A 23,544-nucleotide genomic window follows, 5' to 3' on the forward strand; every position below is an offset into this window, starting at 1 on the left:
GCTGAGCCACCCTTCAGCTCGGTTGAGCAGACCGCATGGCCTGAATCGCGTTCAGAATCAGTGCTAAGGCTAAAACGATCATGCCCATCGTTTCAATGGCTGAGGGCCGTTCGCCGAGCTGAATCCAGGCCGCCAACACCCCCACCGTCGGATTCAGCAAAACTCCTAACCCCGCAGTTCCGGCTGACAACCGATCGAGCACAAACATCCAGAGTAGAGCTGCTACTGCCGTTCCAGGAATCACGTTATAGACCAGGGCAATCAGGAACGGCGTTGACCAGTCAATGGGTTCCGCAGGTGTTAGCAGCACCACGGCAATCAACGGCACAGCGGCAAAAATGGTTTGCCAGGTGGTTAGGGAAAACAAATCCACCTCGGTCCGCTGCCGCAATCGCTTGGTTACAACCGCTCCACCCGCCCAACTCATACCAGCCAAAACCGCCAACAGTTTGCTGCCAACCGTGCCGCCCATCTGCTGTGGTTCCAGAATCAACACCAGTCCAGCCAGTCCTAACCCAATCACCCACCACTGCAACCCCCGCACCCGTTCCCCCAGCCCAAACCAGGCAAACAAAATCGTCCAGAAGGGCATTGTGTAGACCAGTACCGACGTTTTTCCCGCTCCGCCGCTTACTAGCGCCCAGCTTGCCAAGCCATACACCCCCGCCGTTTGCAGCAAGCCAATCAAACAGGTTTCCGGAATTGCTTTTGGCTTCAACGGTTTGCGCAGCCACACCATCGCCAACAGCAGCGTCAGGCCCCCCAGAGCCACGCGCCAAGCTGAAAACTGAAACGGCGAGGCATACTGAACTGCAATTTTCATCTGCACCCAGTTGTAGCCCCAAAGGGCAGCCAGCAGCAGCAAAGCCCAAATGGCGGAGCGGGAGTTGGGTGGGTGTTTTGTGAGCATTGTGGAGGTGAGGGGTAGGGGGTGAGGGGTAGGGGGTAGGGGGTGAGGGGCTTCGACGCGAGCGCTCAGCCGAGCGGTGAGGGGTAGGGGGTGACGGAACGGTTCTGGTACTCTACGCTGTAGACGCAAGCTGTAAACCTTAAAACTACGCGCTATGCCTAAAACGGTGGGCTATCACCAAATGCGTGGGCTGTGCCAACAAAACTTAAAACTCAAAACTCAAAACTGAGAACTCTTTCATTAAGTCGGGGTGCGGGCGGATAGCAGGGCGTCGAGGCGGTCGGCGTAGCCGGTTAATTCTACATAGCCTTTGCCATGTAGCGTTTCGTTGGCTTGTTGGCCGTCAAATTCTACGGCTCCTTCCCAGTAGGTGGCGGTTGCCACGTTCAGCTCCTGGTTTGGCATCAAAGGTTGTCCTTGCAGGGTCAAAGCCAGCTTGGGAATTTCGATCGTCCATTTGGCTGGATAGACGGCTCCAGTCTTAGGACTCTTCCAGGTGTCCAAAACCTTGAGTTGCCAATCTTGCCAGCTTAGTGGTGTCGTTTCTCCAGCGGGGGCAATGAACGTGCCTGCCGATGTGGTTTCTAGCGTTCCGTCTTCGTGGCGCAGCAAATACAGCATCAGGGCTGAGCCGTTGTCAAACTGCATCGAGAACCAATCCCAGCCAACGGTGCCCGCACTCAAGGAGCTGGTGGAATATTCGTGATCTTTCCAGGTGAGGCCAGAAACTGAATAGGGGTGTCCTTGCACCGTAATCGTTCCCGTTGTCGGCTGTTGCACCAGCGAGTAGTAATAGGAGGCATTGCCCGGTTCCAGTCCTTTGATACTCAAGCCGTGGTCGCCTTGCAGAACTGGCGGGCGTGTTTGTTCGACTAGTAAGTCCAGCGCTACCTCTGCTGTTTGGGCCTGTAGGCGTACCTGACCCGGAGCCACCTCGGTGGCAGACCAATCCTCTAGCCAAACGTGATAGGGTTCGGTCTCTGCCCCTGCTAATCCCACCGTACCGCGACTAAACCGCTCGTAGGGATAGAATTTCTTCTGGGCAATGTCGCTGATCGTGAAATGGGCGGAATAAACTTGATTGCTGCGCCAGTGAGACGCCTGATTTGCCACGGGCTGGGCTGGTTCTGGAGCGAGCGCCTGCCGAAAAAAGGTGAGCTGAAACCCAAACTCTCGGCCTTCGTCGGTTGCCATGTTACCTGTGTAGTACCACCACTCGGTCTGGTAGTCTTCATGGGCACCAAAGTCCTGCGGGAACTGCCATGGTTTCGGAGCCATTGCTTTCTCGAATTGCGCCGTGTCCGCTGGGGGTGCCTCCAGCCAGTTCAGTTGAGTTCCAGCCGCGTTTGCCATCGGTACCCATAGCCAGCTTAAGCTGACCAATCCGACCAGCAAAATCACCAGCTTCATCGAAAATTGGACTACATACCTGCACAATTTCATTAGCAGCAACCGCAAAACGTCTTGTCTATCTTTTTTAGTTTGCACAATAACTTTTTGCACTATAGAATTTACTTCGCAGGCCGTCAATCTGAGCTGTGGGGCAAACTCTAACCTGGGTCAGACGTAGTTTTGGTGCAGTCGCTTTACCTTGAAAGCAATCATACTAACAGCCCACACCGCTACGAAACCGCTATGAAGAAGCTATCTGCCCTAGTCACTATCGGCCTGCGTTATTTGCTGATGATTAGCGTCATGCTGCTGCTGGTTTTTCCGCCACTGCGCAGTTTCGCTGCCTACGCAGATAACCATAATCCTCTGGATCAGCGCCATCCTTCCGAGGAGCACCCGATCAAAGATAGTACTTCGTCCGATCTATCCGATATTCCCAACCTGGGCCAGATGGATTACGACGTGTTCGAGGAGCATATTGGCGATATTCCCAATGACCGCAAGCCGCTCTTCAATACCGACAATCCCAAACTGCAAATCAAAGACAAAACCCCCGGTAGCGACAAAACTATCACCACCGAGGATTTGCAGGAACCATAGCTTGAATCATAGCCTATGAGTCTTTTGTCCTCTCTCTCACCCATTGTCGAAAAGCTTTCATAGTAGCATTCCGGCCTGCTGTTCTGCTCTGTTCTAGATATCGAAGAATTGCTTCCTTTAACGGCATTACTGGAAACGTTGGGCTGTTTTCAACTTCTACATACTTTCCCTGTTGCAGTACATTGATCTGTAACTTTCCTCGGTCGAATCGCCACAGCTCAGGTACTCCGAGCGCTTGATAAATACTTGGATGAGTGCGAGAAGTAATGTCAATTTCCAGAGCTAAATCAGGCGGTGGATCAACCGTCAAATCCAGTCGTTTTTTGCCGCGAATTACTGATTCATTTTGGATGTAGAAGCACTGATCTGGCTCAATCCCTTTGAGCATGGCCTGATTCTTATAGGTGGTTGAACCCAAACTCCTGAATTCAACATCCAGCTCTTCTAATAAAGCTTTGATCAAATCTCCAATAATTTCCTTATCGTCTTCGTGCTCAGGGAGGGGAGTCATGATCTCCAAAATTCCGTCATCATAGGCGATTCGAGCCGCTCGATGCTCTCCCAACTCCTGCAAAATCAGCTCAAACTCTTGCCAACTTACATCATGTAATAACACCCGCTGCCCTGGCGGAATGCTCAATCGGCTCAGTTCCAGCAACATCATGCAATCCTCCCATCAAGCGGCTTGCCCTAGACTTCACTCCTCCTAGCGTATCTTTACACTACCACTCTAGATGCTGCCCCATAGAAACTACAGCGTCTTGCCGTACCCGATCTACTCCCCTCTCATTCAACTACGCTGCTTCCGTCTCGACCCTCACCTCTTCTATCCTGGACTCTGTCAACTGCAAGCGGTACACATGCTGATACTCAATCCGCTGATGCTCCAGCCAAGCTAAGGTCGGTGGAAAGTTGAGAATGACGCGATGAGCTTTATTTAATCCTTCCTGAAGTTCTTGCCGGGTTTGGGGACGATCTAGCCAATGGACATTAGGCCGCAGATGGTGCTCTTGATGGTAGCCTTCATTGCAGAACAGCGAATTGTATAGCTTGCCGTAGTAGCTCGTAGAGTTCGCATATTTGTCCTCTGGCATACCACCAAAATGTTCGTAATAGTTCTCCAAATGTTCTAAAACCCAGCCCAAATAGAAGCACGGTAGGTACAGAAACAGAAAATACTGCCAGGACAATGCCAGATATACCACTAAGCCAAGCACACAGGTGATTAACTCAAAACTCAGCTGTTTTGTCCCACCACGCTTGACAATTTCCTGAAACGATTCCACCAGGTCCGTGCGAAACAGTCCCAAGAAGCAATAGGACACCATATCCTCGTGCTGGCCATTCTTACCATGGGCGAACGTAGAAGTGGGGTCTTTGGTTAAGCCATTTTGATCCGGGCGATCGTTTCCGTAGCGATGATGTTTCAGATGTTCCAGATGGTAGTGACTCTGGGGCAGACCAATGTTCAGCGAATTCAGGGCTGCATAGATTCGGTTGAGGAAATTTGATTGAAACCAGGGAGTGTGAACAAAATTATGGCTGGCAACCAAGCCGTTATACCAAAACAAAAACACACACAGGGGCACAAATACCAAATTTTGTGCTAACGTTCGACTCTCCCAGGTTGCAGCCAACCAAAAACTCAAGCCAAGCTGGAAAAGCGTAATCGAGCACGGTATACTATCTCGCCAAGAATATCTCCAGATCATTGAGTCTAGCCCTAATACTAAATGTAGCGGTTTGGTGGAAAAATTTACGAAATTAGGCGCTATTTATAGCGAAATAATCGATCAAATGTTCGTTGCTTAAACAATTCTTTATAATTGTCAGGAGGCTGACGTCAGGAGTCAGCAAAGTTCAAACCATCGATCCCTTGACCGCTGGTCCCCGACGCTTCAGGATAAGCATTAGGTTCACAATTCTTAACTCATTGCCTCTCACCTTGCCATGACCGTTTTTTCTTCGGTGTCCGTCTCGAACCGTCCTCTCTGGCGATTGGCTTGGCAGCGAATTCGTCAGCGTCCCTTGCCCTATTTGCTCTGCGTGCTGGGCATTGCCCTCGGTGTCGCCATGATGGTCTCCATCGACCTCGCCAATGGTTCTGCTCAGCGTGCCTTTGCCCTTTCGACCGATGCCGTGACCGGACGCACCACCCACCGGATTGTGGCCGTTTCGCCTACCGGAGTCGATGAAGCGGTCTACAGCCAGTTGAGGCGCAACTTTAATGCGGTGCCGGCTTCGCCTGTGGTGGAGGGCTTTGTTTTGGCCGAGGAGTTGGGTGCCCAACCCTATCGGCTCGTGGGCTTAGACTTATTTGCCGAGTCCCCGTTTCGCAGCTACTTTGGTGATGTCGAAAGTCGCGGTACCGGCTTTGTTCAGTTCCTCACCGATTCAGACGCAATTGTGCTCTCCCAGCCTGTTGCCGAGGACTACCAGCTCAAACTGGGCGACTCGCTCCATCTCGACATTGCTGGACGGCACCACACGGTGCGCTTGGTGGGCACTCTGGATACGACCGACCGCAGCAATCAGCGAGCCTTGAGCAATCTGATCTTTGCCGACATCGCCACCGCCCAAGAACTGCTGGGATCGATTGGCAAACTGAGTCAAGTCGATCTGATTGTCAACGATCCAAACGAGTTAGCTGCGATTGCCGCCAGTTTACCCCCCGGACTCAAGCTGGAAACCGCAGAGGCCCAAAAAAATGCCGTGCAGCAAATGACGGCGGCCTTTGAGCTAAACTTGACGGCTCTGAGTTTGCTGGCGCTCGTCGTCGGCATGTTTTTGATCTACAACACCGTTACCTTCAGTGTGGTGCAGCGGCGGCCTCTGTTTGGTGTTTTGCGCTGCATTGGTGTGACGCAGGGCCAGCTTTTCACCTTGATTTTGACCGAAGCTGGTATTTTCAGCATTATTGGCTCAGGGCTGGGTGTTGGTTTGGGAATTGTCTTGGGCCGCAGCATTGTGGGCTTGATTACCCAAACGATTAACGACTTCTATTTTGTCGTCACGGTTCAGCAAGTCACCCTGTCTAACACCACGATTGTTAAAGGACTTGTGATCGGCATTGCCTCTGCCCTATTTGCATCTGCTTTACCGGCACTGGAGGCAATGAATACCACACCAACGTTAACCTTACAGCGCTCTACATTGGAAAGCCGCGTTCTCCAGCTTTTACCCAAACTCGTTCTCGCCTGGATTGGCCTCACCGTTGCCGGTATCTTACTCTTGCGCTGGCAGCAGGCTGGACTCGTAGCTGCCTTTGCTGGACTGTTTGCTGTTTTGCTGGGAGCGGCCCTCCTGACGCCGCCGTTGATTGCTCTGGCGATGCGCGGGTTTACCTGGATTGGCCAACCTTTGGGATTGTTAGGACGCCTCGCACCCCGCGACATTCTCCGCTCCTTGAGCCGCACTTCGGTGGCGGTAGCTGCTCTGATGGTAGCCGTTTCGGTAATTGTGGGTGTTTCGATTATGGTCGGTTCGTTTCGCGGTACGGTGATTAGCTGGCTGGACCAAACCCTCCAGGCCGATATCTATGTCTCGCCGCCCACCACCACAGCAAATCGGGTGATTGGCAAACTCGATCCCACCGTTGTAGAGGCTTTACGAACCTGGCCCGGACTGGATCGCGTCGTTTCCTACAATGATGCCGATGTCACCGTCGTTGATTTCAACAAACAGGTGAAGCTGATTGCTGCTGACGGCGATGTTTCCCAAGGCAAACGCCCCTACGCCTGGATTCGTCCCGACCTCGGTCCTGACCCCTGGGATGAGATGGATGCCGGTGCGGGCGTGATTATTTCAGAAGCGTTGATTCTGCGAGAAAATCTGGACCAGCCACCCGAAACTATCACCCTAGAAACGCCCCAAGGCAACCAAACCTTTCCAGTTCTTGCCATCTTCTACGACTACTCCTCGGACCGGGGCACGGTAATCATCGACAACGACCGCTATGAGCAGATCTGGCAGGATTCTAGCATTGCCTCGCTCGGTCTGTTTGTCCAGCCTGGTGCTGACGTAGAAGCGATCGTGGCCGAGATTCAGAACCAGTTTCGCGGGCGGCAAGATTTGTCGGTGCAATCGAACCGCACCCTGCGGCAAGAATCCTTGATTATCTTTGACCGCACCTTTGCCATCACCAATGCCCTGCGGTTGCTCGCCGTGGTGGTAGCCTTTATCGGCGTCCTCAGCACCCTGATGAGCCTCCAGCTCGAACGCACCCGCGAACTCGGCATTTTGCGCGCCACGGGCATGACTCCCAGCCAGATCGGCAGCATGACTCTGCTGGAAACCGGCCTGATGGGTACCATGGCTGGTCTGTTTGCCATGCCCCTGGGCTACGCCCTCGCCTGGATTCTGATCTATGTAATCAACGTTCGTTCCTTTGGGTGGACGCTGCAAATGGCGCTCGAACCCAAATACTTTTGGCAAGCCCTACTCGTGGCCATTATCGCCGCTCTACTGGCTGGCATCTACCCGGCGTTCCGCTTAGGTGGGATGAACATTTCCACTGCGATTCGGCAAGAGTAAGGTATCCTTACAGCTCAGGGTAACGTTCTCCGCAAGAGAAGCATATTAAAATCTGAATTACTGCACTAGAGACTTTGAGCCATGCTTGCTAGCTATCTCGACCAGGCAATGGAAATAGCAGTCTATGAAATCATTGAAGATGAAGGCACTTATTGGGGCGAAATCCCAGGTCTTCAGGGTGTGTGGGCAAGGCATCAAACTTTGGAAGGGTGCCGGCGGGAATTGCGAGAGGCATTGAGTGATTGGGTTGCACTGCGATTGCGATTAGGCTTGCCAATTCCTGAAATTGCTGGAATTGATCTGAATCATATTACTCAGCCTGTTTGAACTTTAAATTAGGGCATTCAGTCGGATTTGCTATTAGTAACGCCGAATCTTTGCTTTACGGCTAATCGCCACACTCAGGATTACCAAACTTGCGGCTGCCATTGTCCCGAGCGTAATCGTTTCCTTGAGCAAAAGCGCCGAAAACCCAATTGTCAAAAACGGCTGCAATAGCTGCATCTGGCTCACCCGCGCCACACCCCCCATCGCTAAACCGTGATACCAGGCGAAAAAGCCCACCAATTGACTCACTAAGCACAGATAGAGAAATCCCAGCCACGCCATCGGAGCGGCCATGAGCGATTGGTTGCCTGCCACCATGATGGTCGGAATTGCCTCGATCGGAGCCGCCAGCACTAGCGCCCAGCAGATCACCTGCCAGCCCCCCAGCGACTGTGCCAGCTTACCGCCCTCCGCATAGCCAAACGCCGCCGCAATCACCGCTCCCAGCAGCACCAAATCGGCTCCATACAGCCCCTCCGCTCCCGCACTCAGCGCAAACCCCACCACCGTGGCGCTGCCCACCACACTTGCCAGCCAAAACAACCGCGAAGGCCGCTCGCCTGTGCGCATCACGCCAGCCACCGCCGTCGCCAACGGTAACAACCCCAACACCACCGCCCCATGGGCTGCCGGAAGCTGCTGCATTGCCCAAGCCGACAGTAAGGGAAACCCCAGCACCACCCCCAGTGCCACCACTGCCAAACTGCGCCATTGCCTGAGATTCGGCCAAGGCTGCCGAGTCAGCCCCAGCACCACCGCCGCCAAAGTTCCTGCCACCACGCCCCGACCCAACCCCACAAACAGCGGATCCAGTCCCGTCACCGCCACCCGCGTAGCCGGCAACGTCAGACTAAAGCTAAACACCCCCAGAAACCCATAGAACAGCCCCAAGGTTTCCGGATGAATCGAACGGTTACGCCAAGGCAAAAGCATAGGACAAAATAGCTCAAGGCCGAGTGAAATTGCACATCACCCATCCAGCATCGCAACCCCAAACCCGCTTGAGAAGATATGGTTTGCCCAAATTCGACCAGAACAGTTGCCAAAACCCACCTAAATCCGCAACTGTTATAGTCAAATTGCCTGCAACTGCATCGGGCCATTCCTCCCCAAACCCGCTATAGTTCTCTACACTTCCCCCATCTCCCCTCGTTGGGCGAGGCTCACGAGCCGCATCTCCCCCTACCCCCTGCCCCCTACCCCCTACCCCCTACCCCCTGCCCCCTACCCCTCCCATGCAACTCCCCATCGACCGTCACTCCTCAAAACCGATCTACATCCAAATCCGCGACCGGATGCGGCGGCTGATTCAATCCGGCAGTTTGCAGCCCGGAGACAAGCTGCCCTCGATTCGGCGGCTGGCCCGCACGATTCAGGTCAGTCCGCTGACGGTGATTGAAGCCTATGGGCTGTTAGAAGGAGACAATCTGATTCAGTCGCGGCCCGGTTCGGGTTACTTCGTCAACGCTCCTAGCCTCAAACCAGCCGTATCTCCCTTTGCCCCCGCTCAAACCGTGATTATCCAGGATCAGGAAGCAGGCGGCTTTTGCCAACAGTTTGTCGCCTCTCTACAGGTGCAGGCCCAGGGCGGTGTAATTGACTTCAGCTCTGGGTTTCCTCGCCCCTGGGGGTTGGAGGATCTGCAAAAAATCGCTCGTCGGGCCATCAGCCAAGCCAGCGACTCGTTGTTCAACTACGGCTTTCCCCAAGGGCAGCCACTGCTTCAGCAGCAAATCGCCCAACTTTTGGTGCAGCAGGGCTTAGATATTTCGCCTCAGGATTTGATCATCACCAACGGCTCCCAGCAGGCCCTGACCCTGGCAATGCAGCATTACCTTCAGCCCGGTGATTGGGTAATCGTCGAAGCCCCTACCTTCCATGGCGCGATTGCCTTACTGGAAAATATCGGCGCTCGCATCATCGGCATCCCCATGACCCAAACCGGTATGAACCTGGAGTTGCTGGAACAATACCTGCACAGCCATCGCCCCAAGTTGATCTATACCATCAGCACCCTGCACAATCCGACTGGCTTGACGACACCCCAGTCCCATCGCCAGCAGTTGCTCGAACTGGCCAGTCGCTATGATTGCCCGATTTTGGAAGACAACGCCTATGAGGGCTTGAACTTTGAACCCGTGCCGCCACCCATCAAAGCAATCGACCAGAACCACCTCGTCACCTATGTTGGCACCTTCACCAAAAGCCTGATTCCCGGTCTGCGGGTCGGCTACATGGTCGTCACGGGGGCTAACCGAGAGGCAATGCTGAAACAAAAGCTGCTGCATGATTTTCATGTTTCGACTGTTTCCCAGGCCATTGTTAGCGAATACCTGGCATCTGGGCGCTATCGGCGGCATTTACAGCAATTGCGGAGCTACCATTTCCAAAGCCGAAATGTTATGCTTCAGGCGCTAGAGCGCTACTTTCCACCAGAAGCGAGCTGGACCGTACCCCAGGGAGGACTGTTCCTCTGGGTGCACCTGCCCGATTGGATCTCGATTCCGGCCCTCTGTAAGGCCGCCTTTGCCCAGGGAGTACTGATTGCCAACGGTGCCGCCTTCTTCCCCGGTCACAAAGGCTACTCAGCCCTGCGGCTCAACTATTCGCACTCGCTGGAGGAGATTGAGGTGGGGATGGCGAGGGTGGGGAGGTTGGTGGGGGAGATGCGGCTCGTGAGCCTCGCCGAACGAGGGAAGGTGGGGGTTGATTGATTGTGGTGTGAATGTATGGTGTCAGGAGAAGGTTATGGATTCTGAATTTTATCGGTCGATTGCGCATGAATCGTCTTGGTGTGAGGTGTCGAAGACGGCGATTCGGGCGAATGTGGAGATTTTGCGGCGACGGGTTGGAGAAGGGGTGATCTTGGGGATTGTGGTTAAGAGTGATGCTTATGGGCATGGGTTGATTCCTTGCGCGCAGGAGTTTCTTAAGGCGGGAGCAGATTGGTTGATTGTCAATTTTGCTTACGAGGCGATTCGGTTGCGGCAAGCGGGGATTGAAGCTCCGATTTACGTTTGCGGCAATGTCTCGGCGGCGCAGGTGGCGATGCTGGCTGAGTATGATGGCATCCGGATAGCGCTTTATGATGCAGATGTGGCACGGGCGGCGGCTGAGGCGGCCCAACGCACAGGCCATGTGATTCCGGTGCACATTTTGATCGAAACGGGTACCCATCGGCAAGGATTGGTGACCGAGGAGGCGCTGCAACTTGCCAAGCTTGTGTCCCAACTCGACGGCATTTCTTTAGAAGGGATTGCCACCCACTATGCCGATATTGAAGATACGACAGATCATCGCTTTGCCCATCAGCAGCTCACTCGTTTACAGGAAGCAGAGCAGGCGTTCCGGCAGGCGGGATTTGATTTGCCCATTGTGCAGTCGGCCAACTCTGCGGCAACGATTTTGTGGAACCAGACCCATGCGGCGATGGTGCGGGTCGGGATTGCGGCTTACGGACTCTGGCCCTCGAAGGAGACCTACGCCAAAGTGCTGCAAACCTTTGCGGATCGAGGCGAGGGATTTATTCCCAACTTGCAGCCGGTTTTGAGTTGGCGTGCTCGTGTGGTGCAGGTGAAAGCGGTACCTGCCGGTGGTTATGTCGGTTATGGCCGCACCTTTCGCGCTGCTTATCCGATGAAAATTGCCGTATTGCCGCTGGGCTATCACGAGGGGTACGACCGGCGACTCTCGAATCTGGGCTATGTGATTATCAACGGTATGCGTGCCCCAGTTTGCGGACGCATTTGCATGAATATGTTTATGGTCGATGTCACCCATATTCCAAACGTGCAGGTCGGCACCGTAGCAACTCTGCTAGGCAGCGATGGTGAAGAACGGGTGAGTGCCGAACAGTTGGCAAGCTGGATGGGCACGATCAATTACGAAGTGGTGGCCCGGATCCATCCTTCTCAGCCGCGCTATTTGGTGGAAACTGAACTGGCTCCCGACTCCCAGCCGTTGCTGGCGTCATCTATTAGCTAGGTAAACAACCCAATGATTGAGCAATTTTTGCAATGCAATGATCTCACTGACAGCGGGCAAGATGCTCGCGCTTTTTCGACTCGATATTAATATCAAATCCGACTAAACACCCTAAATTTAAATGCCGCGTTGTACGGGCGTTTCGGCGAAACGCCTCTACGCGAACTCTGGCTGATCAACCGGATTTGATATAAATCATTCAGATACGACTGAGGTAACGCTTTTTGACTTTTTGCCAAACCTGTTTAGTACGCAGTTGAAGAAGGCGCAGTGGAGTGAGAGCCTGAATATTGGCGGCATATTGGCGTTGATGATCAAAGAACTCGTTAATTTCCGCCAAAATTATTTCAAACCGCTGCACGATATTGGCGGCGCGATATTCGGCTAGAAGTGAATCGGGTAACGGCGGCAGGGTGGCGTCAAGAGCGGTGAGAATACGCTGCACATCGTACTCTTTAGAATAGGCGGCAATTTTGTGGCAGTTAAAGCCCGGATCGAGATAGTCTGACAGCCCACCATTGACGCTGGAAAACACCTGACAGCCACAGGCCATTGCTTCGAGCGGCTGCAAACCAAACCCCTCACTCACACCCTGCTGCGCCCAATATTCGGCAGAGTCGTACAAATACACCTTTGCCCGGTTGAACAGCCCTGCTAGATCCTCCACATAGGAATTCACCACCTCAACCCGACAGCGCGACTGTAAGGCTGGGATTAGCTCTTGCATCAAATATTCCGACGACTTGCGGGCCTGCACCAGCACATCAATGTCACGCAGCTGATGGCGATTGGTAAATTCGGCAGAAATTTGGTTGGGTAAGTAATAAATCAGCGAATGGGGCGCCTGTTGTCCCCAATATCCCAAGCTGTTGCGGCTGACGGTAATAATTGGAATCCTAGACGGCAAGCGCAAGCGGTACCCCGTACTGTGAGCATGATAGACAACATGGTAGGGCTGGAGCTGGGCCACGAGTTTTGCCACGTCAAAGCCCCAGCTAACTACAAAAATCACGTCATCCAGCGAACGGGCTTGCAACACATCAGCCAGAAACAGCGTTCCTGGTTCCCGCTGCCGATAGGTAACGACTTCCGCCAGACAAATCTGCTGCGCCAGCTTCAGAGTTTTTAACTCAGCCCACAAACCACCGCACGCAAACTTACCGCTCGTTCCAGGCACCAGAAAATACAGTTTCCGCATCATAGGCTCCCGCTTGAAGGCTGGACTCGCTCAAGCTTTATTTCTATATCGCTGAGCGCAATTTGGCAATATGAGGAGTCAGGAGCCAGGAGTTGAGCCGATAGGCCAAATTAACCATCAACTGTAGAGCAGGCATCTTGTCTCCTGGCAGGAAGTCCGCGTACAGGTGTACTGTGGGACAGCAATTCAGCAGGATTTGACACCTGGGGACAAAAATTAAGAGCGAGTTTCTATAACGATTACGAAGCGTTTTGTTTGAGTTTCGCCAGCGAGGATATCCGGAAGCTCCAAAGCCGCATGGATGAGGTGGAGCAAAAGATTCGGGACCTGACGCTGGAGCAGGGCGCAAACCAGCAGCAGATCAAGAGTTATGAAACCGAGATAGAGGGCTTGGCACGGCAAATCGAAAAGCACCGCATGAGCGAAAACCGTCAGGAGCAGGTGCAGCGGCGAATTATGGCGACTGAGGATGCGATCGCTCGTCTCAAAAAAGTCCAGGAGGGCTTGGGTCAGCTCTTTCGCCTCCAGCTCGAAAAACGGATACAGGAAATCTTTAGCCAAATCTTGTTCACGCCCTACGTCCCCAGGCTAAACGAGAATTACGAATTAATGCTGGAAGACACAATGGCGGGACAGCCTACTTCAGTTGCCGCCTCAACAGGCGAGAACCAGATTTTGAGCTTGTCCTTCATTGGCGCAATTATCGATCGCATCCGGGAGTGGAGCAAGGGTAAATCTGGAATACTGATGCCTGAGAGCAGCACCTTTCCGATCGTGATGGACTCTCCCTTCGGCAGTCTGGATGAAATCTACAGACGACAAGTTGCCAGAGCAATCCCAGTGTTGGCGAATCAACTGGTGGTCTTAGTGACCAAGACTCAGTGGCGGGGTGAGGTGGCGGAAGAAATGGCAGATCGGGTTGGGCATCAGTATGTATTGACCTATTATTCTCCTAAGCCCGACTGTCAGGAGGATGCGATCGCGCTGGGAAGTGGGCAGTATCCTTTAGTGCGGTTGAGTTCTAATTTGTTTGAGTACACTGAAATTATTGAAGTGGAGAGACAGGGATGACTGCCACAAAGCTAACCCTATCGGATTATTTGGCACTGGAAGAGGTCTTTGAAGGTCGGCGGGAGTTTGTTGACGGAGAAATTATTGAGATGCCGTCCGAAAGTCCACAGAATGTTTTGATTTCACTGTTTTTGCTGGCTCAGTTTTTACAAATCGTACCGCTCCAGCAATTGCGGCGGATGGATACGGAACTAGTGGTGGCAGGTCGGGTGCGAATTCCTGATTTGCTAGTTTTGAGTCAAGAGTTGGCAACCGTGCTACTCGCTTCTGGGCGCAGCACGATTACAGCGGAGATGCCTGCTCCTTTGCTAGCGGTTGAGGTTGTGTCTCCAGGGAAAGCCAGCGAAGATCGGGACTACCGATTCAAGCGGGCAGAATATGCTGCACGAGGAATTCCAGAGTATTGGATTATTGATCCGATTCAAGGGCAGGTAAGGGTGCTGCTGCTGGTGGATGGGCTGTATGAGTCGGTGGACTATCGGGGCAGTGATTGTGTTGTTTCTTCGCTGTTTCCTCAACTAAAACTAACGGTTGAGCAATTGTTGCAGGTGGGGCGGGGTGAGTGAGGCATCTATTCTGAGTTTGAGTATACGGAGATTCTGGAGGTGAGCCGGGATGGTTAGCACTGCATCTGAACCCCAACGTTTCATCACGGATGCCTGGGTCAAGGCAAGCTGGGATCAGTTTATGACCTTAGTGGACAAGCCGGAGTATGAGAATTCCCGATTTTACTATGATGACGGGCGCATGAGGATTGAAACGATGCCAATTGGGTTTGGACATGGGCGCGATAATACGTTGCTTTCTCAAGCGGTTACCCTCTATGGCACACTCAAATCCATCAGGCTGATTGGGTTAACAAACACAAGTTTTCGTAAACAGGGTGTGCAGGAGTGTCAACCTGACCTGGCGTTTTACATCGGCACTGAGTTTCAAATTCCACCTAAAACGTCTCAACCTGTCGATGTCAATGAGTATGGAGCGCCCCATTTGGCGATCGAAATTGCCTCCACTAGCCTGAATGATGACCTGGGACGGAAGCGGCTGCTATATGAGCGATTGGGGGTTCAGGAATACTGGGTGGTGGATGTGGATGGGGCAGAAGTGATTGCCTTTGAGGTGTTTGATGGCGGCAGTCGGCAAATTCAGACCTCAAAGGTGTTGCCAGGATTGACAATTGCCACAATTGAGGAAGCTCTGAAACGGAGCCAGACAGAGGAAGATGGCACCATCAATCGCTGGCTGCTGCAAACCTTTGGTGAATCAAAGCAGGCCGGATGACCGACTCAGTGGCGAGGAGAGGTCGCAGAGGATTTTAGATTCTGAAAGACACCGGAGTGAATTTAAAGAAGAATTTAATTTATCACTTTTTCTTTAGAAGATGTCCTCGAATGAGCTAGTTAGAAACAGTAGAGACCTAGCAGCATTGAGCTATTATGCTAAGAAGTTTCAACGGCTACGAGTCGATCGCGCTCATGGCGTAGCACCGCATAAGCCGATTCTTCTTCTATCCGTTATTGAGCAGGTTAAAAGGGAAGTTATAACAAGAAACGAAATTCATTTAACTTCTGCACTGATTCACACGTTTCTCAAATACTGGAGTTACTTAGGTTCATTTAATCATCATCCAGATATTTCTAGACCCTTCTTTCACATGAGAAGTGGCAAGTTTTGGCATCTATGGGCAAATCCAGGTTATGAAGAAGTAATTAACTCCAAAGAAAAGCTTAAAACTTTTGCCGAAGTTAAACGAGCAATTAAATTTGCATACTTGGATGAAGACTTGTTTGAGTTTCTACAAGATCCGCTTTCAAGAAGTAGCCTGATCACAGTTTTGGCTGCACGCTGGTTTCCAGGTCATTTCAACTTAATTGAAGAAATCTCACAGACTGACAAGTTTAAGGAACCGCCGGAGTATCTTAGAGATGGCTATCGGAGTCTTGATGAATATGGCAACTTGGTAAATCAGCCAGAGCATTGATGGATAAAGATCTAAATTACTACATCAAGCGATTTACGAGCTTACGAATTGATAAAGCTCATGGTCAGGCTCCATATCAGCCGCTTTTGTTGTTATCGCTCATTGAGCTAGTTGAACAAGGCTTAATTTCTGAAAATAGATTTGCGATTTCTCCTGAACTTATTTCAATTTTTATTAAATACCGCGATCGCCTCAGCACTGCCTTTCATCAAGCAAATCCTGCACAACCTTTCTATCACATGAGCCGTCCGGCTCAGCCTTTCTGGCATCTGGTTCCGATTCCCGGACATGAGCAAGTTTTGTTCTCAGGTGGCAAGCTCAACACATTAAAAAAATTGAGAGACAACGTGTTGTATGGATATTTTGATGATGAGTTGTTTGATTTACTGCAAATTCCCAACTGTAGAAATAGCTTGATCTATGCGTTGATTAATAAATGGTTTCCTGACAAATTTGCACAGATACAAGAGCTTCTAAGAATTCATTCCTTTGACCAGTTCCGTTTTGCACTACGAGAAAGAGGCGGAGCAGTTTACACCGTTGAAGAACTCAAGCAAGAAGACGAAGTTGAAGCGTACAGAAGAAGTGCCACCTTTCGCAAAGAAGTTCTTGCGTTATACGATCAACGTTGTGCATTTTGCAGATTACGGGTGATCAGTCAAGATAGCGAGAATATTGTAGACGGGTCACACATCTTACCGTTCTCTACATTCAGAGATGATCGATATGATAACGGTTTATCACTCTGCAAGAATCATCATTGGGCATTTGATCACGGATGGTTTAGTGTCAGCAACGATTACACAATCATTCTTCCAGAAAATCGCATTTATGAAGAATCACCAGTTGATACTAAGCCGATGCAGGCGTTCAATAACGAGCCGATTTTCTTACCCAATCAAGCTGAGTTCTACCCCAGATTAGAAGCCATTCAGTGGCATCGTGAGCGGTGGAAAATTGCTTAAGGGGCTGACTCATCCATATATAAACGCTTAAACTCTGATGCCGCACCAGGATTGATCTCTTCTAAAGCCTTGATGATGGCAATAACTGTCTCTGAAGTAGGATCTCTTACTTCATTTGCCCACCGATAGACATTCGATCGGCCCACCCCCAACTGGGCGGCCAGTTTAATCTGGCTGATGCTGTACTGCTCCAACACCACTTTAAGAACTCGACCTGCTTTTCCCATGACATAGATCGTGTCAGAGGATGATCAACTCGTAAAGGAGTGAGTCCTAATGGACTACAAAATGATGTACACTGAGGAAGCTAACTGCTAAGTGGACTTTGCTTTTCCCTGCTTGTAGTCCATTAAGGCGACAAAATAGGAGACTCATTTATGAGCTTTGTAGAGAGCGGAGGATTTACTCCTCCCACCGATCCGCCTGCCAATTTTTCTAATTCGTTGCCCAACGAGGAACCTGTGAAAATGACGCTGACTGCTTCTCGCCAAGCCGTTGATCGCATGATTCTTCTGCTCCACAACCGCAACATCATCGCGGGGAGTGAGTGGAGCCGACCAATCGCCATCAAGAACTCAACAGAGGTAATCAGCGTTGCCAGTCGGATGATTCAGATTGATTAGAGGCTTCTACGAAGAAAACCCTGAGCAGGGGCAGATTAAACAACGATCTGTCCCTGAGTTTGTTGAGGCGTTAAAAGCGCTTACAACTGAAATTCAGGAACTTTATTGCTAAGCTCGCTGTATCGAGCGTGAATTTCAAGTGCTGTTGCGCGCTGCCAAAGCTGGAGATGTAGAGGCCGTCAAGCAGCTAACCGACAAGCCAGCAACTTCCTGGGCAAACCTGAAATTTGGCTCCCCAAAAGTGGATTAGTGAATTGGCTAGCTCATAATGAGGAAAGATCAACGAATTGGAGGCATTAGGCTATGCGAACCTTACAGATCACAGCCACCGTCACCGACAACCACGAGCTAACTATCCAGCTTCCTCCAGAAATTGCGCCTGGAAACTACCAGATTGTTTTAGTAATGGAAGAACAGCCGACTCAGAAACAACGAAAACCTTTCAAATTTCCAGTGGATGACTATGGTCCACTGTTAACTGAGCTTTCCTTGCGTCGTGAGGATATGTATGGAGACTTTGGACGATAGACCTATTTTTATTGACACCAACGTTTTGGTTTACGCCAATATCCTTGCCTATCCGCTCCATACAGTAGCCGCAGAGTTTCTACAATCATTAATTGATGCTGAGGTTGAGCTTTGGCTGAGCCGACAGGTTTTACGCGAATTCATTGCTGCTGTTACCCGTCCTCAAACCTATGGCAGTCCCCAACCGATCACAGTGGTGATCGAACGAGTCCGTACTTTTCAAACCCAATTTCGGGTGGCGGAAGACAACGTTCAAGTAACCGATCAATTACTGAACCTGTTACAACAGTTTCCCACCGCAGGTCGCCAGGTTCACGATGCCAATATCGTTGCCACCATGCTCACTGCTGGAGTTGAACGGCTCTTGACCCACAACGTTGGAGATTTCGATCGCTTCTCCGGTCTGATTACGGTGATTCCTCTGGTAACAGCAGCATGATCTTTCAAGAATTGATATTAGAAAACTTTGGTCCCTACAAAGGACGACAGGTCTTTAATCTTCGTCCTGGCAAGGAGCAGCAAACCATCATTCTATTCGGCGGTATGAACGGCGGTGGTAAAACGACGCTGATGGATGCCATTCGTCTGGCGCTCTATGGACACCGTGCCCCCTGTTCAACTCGCGGCACCCTCAGCTACCCCGAATTCCTCAAACAGTGCATTAACCGACAAGCGCAGGATGCCTCAATTGAACTGGTATTTCAGCAAACCCTGAATAACGAGGCGCAACCCACGGAGTTTAGAATCTACCGCACCTGGATGGAGCTGATTAGCAATCGAGATACTTTAAGGATTGCCGTCAACGGTGAGCTTGCAACCGATCTGGCCCAGAAATGGGACGAGCGGATTGAGGACTTACTGCCACTGGGCATCTCTCGTCTATTTTTATTTGACGGTGAGCAGGTGGGTGAATTGGCTGACCAAGACACTCTGCCACAGTCTGTGATGAGTGCGATGCGATCGCTGCTGGGCCTCGAACTACCCGATCGCCTTTCCGCTGATCTCGATGTGCTAACCTCCCGCAAACGCAAAGCGTTGGCATCGGCTGTAGAACAGGCTCAGCTAATGGAAATTGAGCAACGTTTGGAGTCCCAGGAGCAGGAGCGGCGTTCTATCAAAAAGAAGATTGCGGCAATCCAACCGAAACTGGACAAAGCGGAGGAGAAACTGCGGCAGGCGGAGGAGCGTTTTCTGACTGAGGGGGGCAAAATTGCAGCGGAACAAGCTCAGCAGGAGAGGCAATTACAGCAGGCAAATAGTAAAGCTGAGGCTCATCGTGCTGCCTTAAGGGAGATCGCAGCCGGAGTTTTGCCTCTAGCGTTGATTCAGCCTCTGTTAGAGGAGGCGGAAATTCAGGCACAGCAGGAGATTCGGCAACAGCAGTTAGAGATTGCCAAAGAGCTATTGAAGGAACGAAGCCAGGAATTGCTTCAATTTGTTAAATCACTAGACTTAGAAACGAAACAACTTAAGCAAATTCGTTCGTTTCTTGCAAAACAAGAAAAGGAAGTCTTACAGGATATAGGGGAGACTTGGTTAGGTGCGGACGTAGACACCCTTCATCAACTAACGAACACGCTGCAATACGCCCTACCCCATCAACGCCAGGTGGCAGCAGAACAGCTTAAGCAGCTTCAGACTTGCCAGGAAGAAATTGAAACCATCGAACGCTACCTTGCCACTGCCGCTTCTCCAGAGATCTATGACAAGTTAGTGCAGCAGGTGCGTCAGGCACAGGCAGAAGTCGTGAACCTCAGATCCGATCGCGAACACAGTCAACGGCTGCTTGAGCAAGCAGAACAAACCCTCGCTCGCACCAAGCAAGAGCTGATGGACTACGGCAAACTGGCGATCGACCGCAAAAACGATGAGCATACTCTGGTGGCGATCGCCAAAGTCCAGGACACCCTCAAAGTGTTCAAGCAAAAGCTGAAACTCCGCAAGCTCAATCAGCTTGAGACTCTGGTGACAGAGTGCTTCCTCTACTTGCTGCACAAATCGAATTTGGTGCATCGGGTTCAAATCGACACCGAAACCTTCAGCCTCTCTCTGTTTGACTACGAAGGGCAACCTGTGCCCAAACATCGGCTGTCTGCTGGGGAGAAGCAGTTATTGGCAATTTCTCTATTGTGGGGATTAGCCCGCGCCTCCGGTCGGCAACTGCCTGTGGCGATCGATACCCCATTAGGACGGCTCGATTCCTCCCACCGCAATAATCTGGTCGATCGCTACTTCCCGCAGGCGAGTCATCAGGTGCTTCTGCTCTCGACGGATACCGAGATCGGCAAGGCGGAGGTGAAGCGGTTGCGGGAGAATGGGGCGATCGCTCGTGAATACTTGCTTAAGTACGATCGCGCCAAACACCAAACCCAAGTAAAATCTGGTTACTTTTGGTAGATAGAGCCTATGGAACCCCCTGTCGAACGAGTTCGTATTTCTCAAGCTGCCAAGGATCAACTGATTAAGCTCAAGCGTACTACCAAGATCGATCAGTGGAATATTCTTTGTCGATGGGCGTTCTGCCGCTCTCTAGCAGAACCTACTCCCCCATCGCCTATCGCGATCCCTGCTGATAGCAATGTGGAGATGACTTGGCAAATATTTGGAGGGGGAATTGGGGACTTACTGGCGATCGCGCTAAGACAACGTTGTTACAAAGATGGCATGGGCACCGATCCAGAAGTGTTAGCAACTCAATTTCGTCTACACCTACATCGTGGTATTGGATACTTAGCCGCCGACTCAACAATGAAGGGGGTTGAGAGCATCATTCGGACCTCAATGATTGCCAGTCATCGCTAGGCAAAGCCTGCTCTTTGAGCACATCCATCAGGACAACGACTTCAGGACATACTTACCTTCTGCTTGTTTCTTAAAGTAGGTTGGAGTAACTGTTGTTTTCGGGTTTCCGCCATCACAGCGACGCTCGATCGCCCCACGTACCATTGCCCTTGGATCTTTTGTGTTAAAGGTATACAGCCCCTTATCCAAGATGACCTGAGTAATTTCGGCTGCTGTCATCGGCTGTTTTGCTTCTTTTAGCACCTCGATGGCTGCCTGAGCAATCGTTTGCTTCTCCATAAATGCCTTTCACACCTTCTAGTAAACTATGCTTGATTGCGACGTTCCTTAATTTGCAATACCAAGTCTGCTACCGTCAGCCCGTCTTGCCACTGGTGACGCTCCTTCGTATAGTCACCACTCCCTGCATCAAACTGATGTAAAAAACGCACCATGCCGACGTAGCCGAGTTCCTTACGCAACGCCGCCAAACCTTGTCGTCTAAGCTCCACTGGGGTCATTATCAGAGTCTCCTGTTTGAAGTGTTGCAATCAGCCATAGAGCGGGGTTTTCTACAGCTACAGTAAGGGAACTGCCATATCGAGCCGCCCTTCTTAATAATCGATCATCTGTTGATAAAAAAACATTCACCTGGGCAAATTCAGCACAAGACAGATGAATGGCATCGAATCCTTGAAAGCCCAGATTTTGAAGCTCCTCACCCCGATTGGCGATCACATCATCGACGATAATGCGCGATCGCGCCATCAGCATTGCTTCCTCAATCCTCTGTCGTCGCTCTGGATCAGCAATTTGAGCCACCTCAATTTCAACCATCTCGCTAATAACCAGTTCCCATTCCCCCGTCTCGCACCGCTCCAAAACGGCTAAAACAGCTTCAGTTTCTACTCGAATACGAGCTTGGCTCTGATCATCGAAGGGACGGTTAAAACAGCAAACATCGAGATAGAGACGCGGCATCGTGGTTAAAAGTTATCGAATAGAAAGGGCTGAACACTCCCATCGGGTAAAATCTCAGGCAGCCACTCATCGCCTCGATGCTCCGTTCCATCCCACTTTTCAGGATAGGTTTTCGCCGCAATCAGTTCTTCAATCCGCGCCAGTTCTTCGTCGTTAATCAGGCTGAGTTCTGGCTTGCCGAGCGATCGCGCCACCTCACTCACTTCCGCCTGAATGCCCAAAACCTGCTTCAGCATCCAGCGTCGGGCATCCAAAGTTAACGGCCCCAACCGATTCTGCTTAGCTGCTAGAGAACCGTTCTTATTGATCTCCCCATGCTTGCGGAGCCGGTACTGCGGCTTTCTCACTTCCCAGTACAGAGGTCTCAGTTTTTGCAGGGGAGCAAGATAGGACCATTCCGGTTGAGCAATCAGGCGATCGAGGGCAGCATCCTTCTGAACGAGGGGACAACCGATACAGCCCGTCCTAGCGTTGAGTGGCTCCTCTCCGTCGCTGACTTCCTGACCGTAAATTCTGGCGATTTCAAAAGTCGGAAAACCTAATTCCAGGTCAGCCTGAAGCAACCAATCCCAGACATGGCACACCCGCCAATGAACGATTGGAGCCAGAGTGTCTGCCACGGCACCGGTCGCCGAATGCTGGAACCATCCCTGCCCACACTCCCCACCATCCTTCGTGCAGCTTACGGCGATTCGCTGGTCGCGAGCTGCACTTTCGCCAATTCGCACTCCTGTCAGCATCAGGAATTTCTCGCCCCGCTCTTGGCGTAACGATTCCAACTCCCGCTCCATGCTCATCACTTTCAGCTTGGGCGTACACCAGCGAAACGTGTTGGAGGGTGGCGGTACTCCACGCCCTAATATGTAGACAAAATAGCGGTAATCCAGGTCGGGCTGAACAACGCGAGTCTCGAAACCGCCTTCCTGGAAGTGAGGTTGAAGCCGTTCGCGCAGAGCATCCAGAATATTGAGCGCACTCACATGGAGCGGCGGCAACTCCTGGCGAGTATCGGCATAAAGAACCGTTAAGCTTTCGGGCTTGGCAATTTGACCTGTTTCGATCAGATGAGCAACGAGGGTAACGGTGGCTGAGGAATCCTTGCCTCCAGAGAAGGCGATCGCCCAGTGTTTGTAAAGATCGCCATAGTGACGCAGTGATTCTGCCGACAGCTCGATGCTTTTCGGCAGCGTCAGGCGATCCTCCTCAAACAGGCTCAGGGTTCTCATGAATCGGGCTTTTGTTTTCCACTGGCTCCTAACAATAACAGAAATTTTGGAGCTTACGCCAGATATGGAGGTTAGAGATCTAGATTTAGTGTCTGATACGCTAGGTGATTGTTAAGAGTTTGCTTTAGTATAGCCGTACCTAAAATCGTCCTGCTCCACCAACGAATGAATACCCTATGCTGGTTTTAGCGTCTGGGTAAAGCTCTATGGACAGTGTAGGGTCAGCAACGTGTGCTTCAACGTCGATTGCTCAGCAATTTGCTGAGAATGTGAGGTGCTGCGATTTCTCCGAAGTTGCGCAAAGCACAAAACGCTCTCCAATTGGCAAACGCCTCCCTGGTGCCCTTTACGTTCATGTCTCTGCCCTCTCTGCGCTGAAGCATTCGGCAACTATCAGCAAGCCTGTACCGCAGCGGATTTGATGCTGTTGAGCCTGGGAAATTT

Annotated in this window: 26 protein-coding genes; 15 read left to right on the plus strand and 11 right to left on the minus strand. The window is 51.4% G+C overall.

Annotated features, from left to right (window positions below):
• Positions 1-13: 13 nt before the first annotated feature.
• Complete coding sequence (locus tag HJG54_RS27915; RefSeq protein ID WP_316432513.1) at positions 14-1,039, minus strand: DMT family transporter; 1,026 nt, start codon at positions 1,037-1,039, stop codon at positions 14-16.
• A 111-nt stretch (positions 1,040-1,150) separates the two neighbouring features.
• A complete protein-coding gene (locus HJG54_RS27920; protein WP_316432515.1) occupies positions 1,151-2,320 on the minus strand; it encodes a lipocalin-like domain-containing protein in 1,170 nt (389 codons plus the stop codon).
• A gap of 225 nt (positions 2,321-2,545) precedes the next feature.
• Here HJG54_RS27920 and HJG54_RS27925 point away from each other — a divergent pair, with 225 nt between their 5' ends.
• The gene (locus HJG54_RS27925; RefSeq protein ID WP_316432516.1) at positions 2,546-2,902 is read left to right on the plus strand and encodes a hypothetical protein; all 357 of its coding nucleotides are present in this window, start codon (positions 2,546-2,548) and stop codon (positions 2,900-2,902) included.
• Positions 2,903-2,915: 13 nt separating this feature from the next.
• On the opposite strand, the gene HJG54_RS27930 is transcribed toward HJG54_RS27925, so the two are convergent.
• Together HJG54_RS27930 and HJG54_RS27935 are read right to left on the minus strand one after the other, a co-directional pair.
• Positions 2,916-3,566, minus strand: coding sequence for a Uma2 family endonuclease (locus HJG54_RS27930; protein WP_316432517.1), 651 nt, complete (start codon positions 3,564-3,566; stop codon positions 2,916-2,918).
• A 130-nt stretch (positions 3,567-3,696) separates the two neighbouring features.
• Positions 3,697-4,539 carry a fatty acid desaturase family protein gene (locus HJG54_RS27935; RefSeq protein WP_316432518.1) on the minus strand — a complete coding sequence of 281 codons (843 nt, stop codon included), beginning with the start codon at positions 4,537-4,539 and terminating at the stop codon, positions 3,697-3,699.
• Positions 4,540-4,852: 313 nt separating this feature from the next.
• Between HJG54_RS27935 and HJG54_RS27940 the strand changes: the two genes are divergently transcribed.
• Both HJG54_RS27940 and HJG54_RS27945 read left to right on the plus strand, forming a co-directional pair.
• The gene (locus tag HJG54_RS27940; RefSeq protein WP_316432519.1) at positions 4,853-7,435 is read left to right on the plus strand and encodes an ABC transporter permease; all 2,583 of its coding nucleotides are present in this window, start codon (positions 4,853-4,855) and stop codon (positions 7,433-7,435) included.
• 81 nt (positions 7,436-7,516) lie between these two features.
• Positions 7,517-7,762: a type II toxin-antitoxin system HicB family antitoxin gene (locus tag HJG54_RS27945; protein WP_316432520.1), complete on the plus strand. Its 246-nt coding sequence runs from the start codon at positions 7,517-7,519 to the stop codon at positions 7,760-7,762.
• 33 nt (positions 7,763-7,795) lie between these two features.
• On the opposite strand, the gene HJG54_RS27950 is transcribed toward HJG54_RS27945, so the two are convergent.
• Positions 7,796-8,695: a DMT family transporter gene (locus HJG54_RS27950; RefSeq protein ID WP_316432521.1), complete on the minus strand. Its 900-nt coding sequence runs from the start codon at positions 8,693-8,695 to the stop codon at positions 7,796-7,798.
• Between the two features lie 302 nt (positions 8,696-8,997).
• Here HJG54_RS27950 and HJG54_RS27955 point away from each other — a divergent pair, with 302 nt between their 5' ends.
• Both HJG54_RS27955 and alr read left to right on the plus strand, forming a co-directional pair.
• Positions 8,998-10,476, plus strand: a complete 1,479-nt coding sequence (locus HJG54_RS27955; protein ID WP_316432523.1) for a PLP-dependent aminotransferase family protein — start codon at positions 8,998-9,000, stop codon at positions 10,474-10,476.
• A gap of 34 nt (positions 10,477-10,510) precedes the next feature.
• Positions 10,511-11,746, plus strand: a complete 1,236-nt coding sequence (gene alr, locus HJG54_RS27960; RefSeq protein WP_316432524.1) for an alanine racemase — start codon at positions 10,511-10,513, stop codon at positions 11,744-11,746.
• Between the two features lie 199 nt (positions 11,747-11,945).
• Here alr and HJG54_RS27965 read toward each other — a convergent pair whose 3' ends face one another.
• Entirely contained in the window at positions 11,946-12,947 is a 1,002-nt protein-coding gene (locus tag HJG54_RS27965) for a glycosyltransferase (protein WP_316432525.1), read from the minus strand.
• Positions 12,948-13,199: 252 nt separating this feature from the next.
• On the opposite strand from HJG54_RS27965, the gene HJG54_RS27970 reads away from it, so the two are divergent.
• The 5 genes from HJG54_RS27970 (at position 13,200) to HJG54_RS27990 (ending at position 16,961) form a co-directional block, all read left to right on the plus strand.
• Positions 13,200-14,015 (plus strand): hypothetical protein, encoded by an 816-nt coding sequence (locus tag HJG54_RS27970; protein WP_316432526.1) that lies wholly within the window; start codon positions 13,200-13,202, stop codon positions 14,013-14,015.
• On the plus strand, positions 14,012-14,581 hold the full coding sequence (locus tag HJG54_RS27975) for a Uma2 family endonuclease (RefSeq protein ID WP_316432527.1): 570 nt from the start codon (positions 14,012-14,014) through the stop codon (positions 14,579-14,581). Before HJG54_RS27970 ends, HJG54_RS27975 begins: the two co-directional genes overlap by 4 nt.
• A 49-nt stretch (positions 14,582-14,630) precedes the next feature.
• The gene (locus HJG54_RS27980) at positions 14,631-15,296 is read left to right on the plus strand and encodes a Uma2 family endonuclease (RefSeq protein ID WP_316432529.1); all 666 of its coding nucleotides are present in this window, start codon (positions 14,631-14,633) and stop codon (positions 15,294-15,296) included.
• Positions 15,297-15,396: 100 nt separating this feature from the next.
• A complete protein-coding gene (locus HJG54_RS27985) occupies positions 15,397-15,996 on the plus strand; it encodes a hypothetical protein (protein WP_316432530.1) in 600 nt (199 codons plus the stop codon).
• Positions 15,996-16,961, plus strand: a complete 966-nt coding sequence (locus tag HJG54_RS27990; RefSeq protein WP_316432531.1) for an HNH endonuclease — start codon at positions 15,996-15,998, stop codon at positions 16,959-16,961. The genes HJG54_RS27985 and HJG54_RS27990 overlap by 1 nt, the downstream gene beginning before the upstream one ends.
• On the opposite strand, the gene HJG54_RS27995 is transcribed toward HJG54_RS27990, so the two are convergent.
• On the minus strand, positions 16,958-17,188 hold the full coding sequence (locus tag HJG54_RS27995; RefSeq protein ID WP_316432532.1) for a helix-turn-helix domain-containing protein: 231 nt from the start codon (positions 17,186-17,188) through the stop codon (positions 16,958-16,960). The genes HJG54_RS27990 and HJG54_RS27995 overlap by 4 nt on opposite strands.
• A 150-nt stretch (positions 17,189-17,338) precedes the next feature.
• On the opposite strand from HJG54_RS27995, the gene HJG54_RS28000 reads away from it, so the two are divergent.
• The 5 genes from HJG54_RS28000 (at position 17,339) to dndE (ending at position 20,914) form a co-directional block, all read left to right on the plus strand.
• Entirely contained in the window at positions 17,339-17,584 is a 246-nt protein-coding gene (locus HJG54_RS28000; protein WP_316432533.1) for a hypothetical protein, read from the plus strand.
• A 303-nt stretch (positions 17,585-17,887) separates the two neighbouring features.
• A complete protein-coding gene (locus HJG54_RS28005) occupies positions 17,888-18,112 on the plus strand; it encodes a hypothetical protein (RefSeq protein WP_316432534.1) in 225 nt (74 codons plus the stop codon).
• Positions 18,102-18,551 (plus strand): type II toxin-antitoxin system VapC family toxin, encoded by a 450-nt coding sequence (locus tag HJG54_RS28010; RefSeq protein WP_316432535.1) that lies wholly within the window; start codon positions 18,102-18,104, stop codon positions 18,549-18,551. The genes HJG54_RS28005 and HJG54_RS28010 overlap by 11 nt, the downstream gene beginning before the upstream one ends.
• Positions 18,548-20,509 (plus strand): DNA sulfur modification protein DndD, encoded by a 1,962-nt coding sequence (gene dndD, locus HJG54_RS28015; RefSeq protein ID WP_316432536.1) that lies wholly within the window; start codon positions 18,548-18,550, stop codon positions 20,507-20,509. The genes HJG54_RS28010 and dndD overlap by 4 nt, the downstream gene beginning before the upstream one ends.
• Positions 20,510-20,518: 9 nt before the next feature.
• Positions 20,519-20,914: a DNA sulfur modification protein DndE gene (gene dndE, locus HJG54_RS28020; RefSeq protein ID WP_316432537.1), complete on the plus strand. Its 396-nt coding sequence runs from the start codon at positions 20,519-20,521 to the stop codon at positions 20,912-20,914.
• 27 nt (positions 20,915-20,941) lie between these two features.
• On the opposite strand, the gene HJG54_RS28025 is transcribed toward dndE, so the two are convergent.
• From HJG54_RS28025 to HJG54_RS28040, 4 genes are read right to left on the minus strand one after another with little or no spacing between them, the layout of a single operon-like run.
• Entirely contained in the window at positions 20,942-21,193 is a 252-nt protein-coding gene (locus HJG54_RS28025; RefSeq protein ID WP_316432539.1) for a winged helix-turn-helix domain-containing protein, read from the minus strand.
• 26 nt (positions 21,194-21,219) lie between these two features.
• On the minus strand, positions 21,220-21,414 hold the full coding sequence (locus tag HJG54_RS28030) for a hypothetical protein (RefSeq protein ID WP_316432540.1): 195 nt from the start codon (positions 21,412-21,414) through the stop codon (positions 21,220-21,222).
• Positions 21,395-21,874: a PIN domain-containing protein gene (locus tag HJG54_RS28035; protein WP_316432542.1), complete on the minus strand. Its 480-nt coding sequence runs from the start codon at positions 21,872-21,874 to the stop codon at positions 21,395-21,397. Before HJG54_RS28035 ends, HJG54_RS28030 begins: the two co-directional genes overlap by 20 nt.
• 5 nt (positions 21,875-21,879) lie before the next feature.
• The gene (locus tag HJG54_RS28040) at positions 21,880-23,100 is read right to left on the minus strand and encodes a phosphoadenosine phosphosulfate reductase family protein (RefSeq protein ID WP_316432543.1); all 1,221 of its coding nucleotides are present in this window, start codon (positions 23,098-23,100) and stop codon (positions 21,880-21,882) included.
• Between the last annotated feature and the right edge of the window lie 444 nt (positions 23,101-23,544).

It is taken from the genome of Leptolyngbya sp. NK1-12 (genome assembly GCF_032598965.1).
Classification (GTDB): domain Bacteria; phylum Cyanobacteriota; class Cyanobacteriia; order Elainellales; family Elainellaceae; genus Elainella.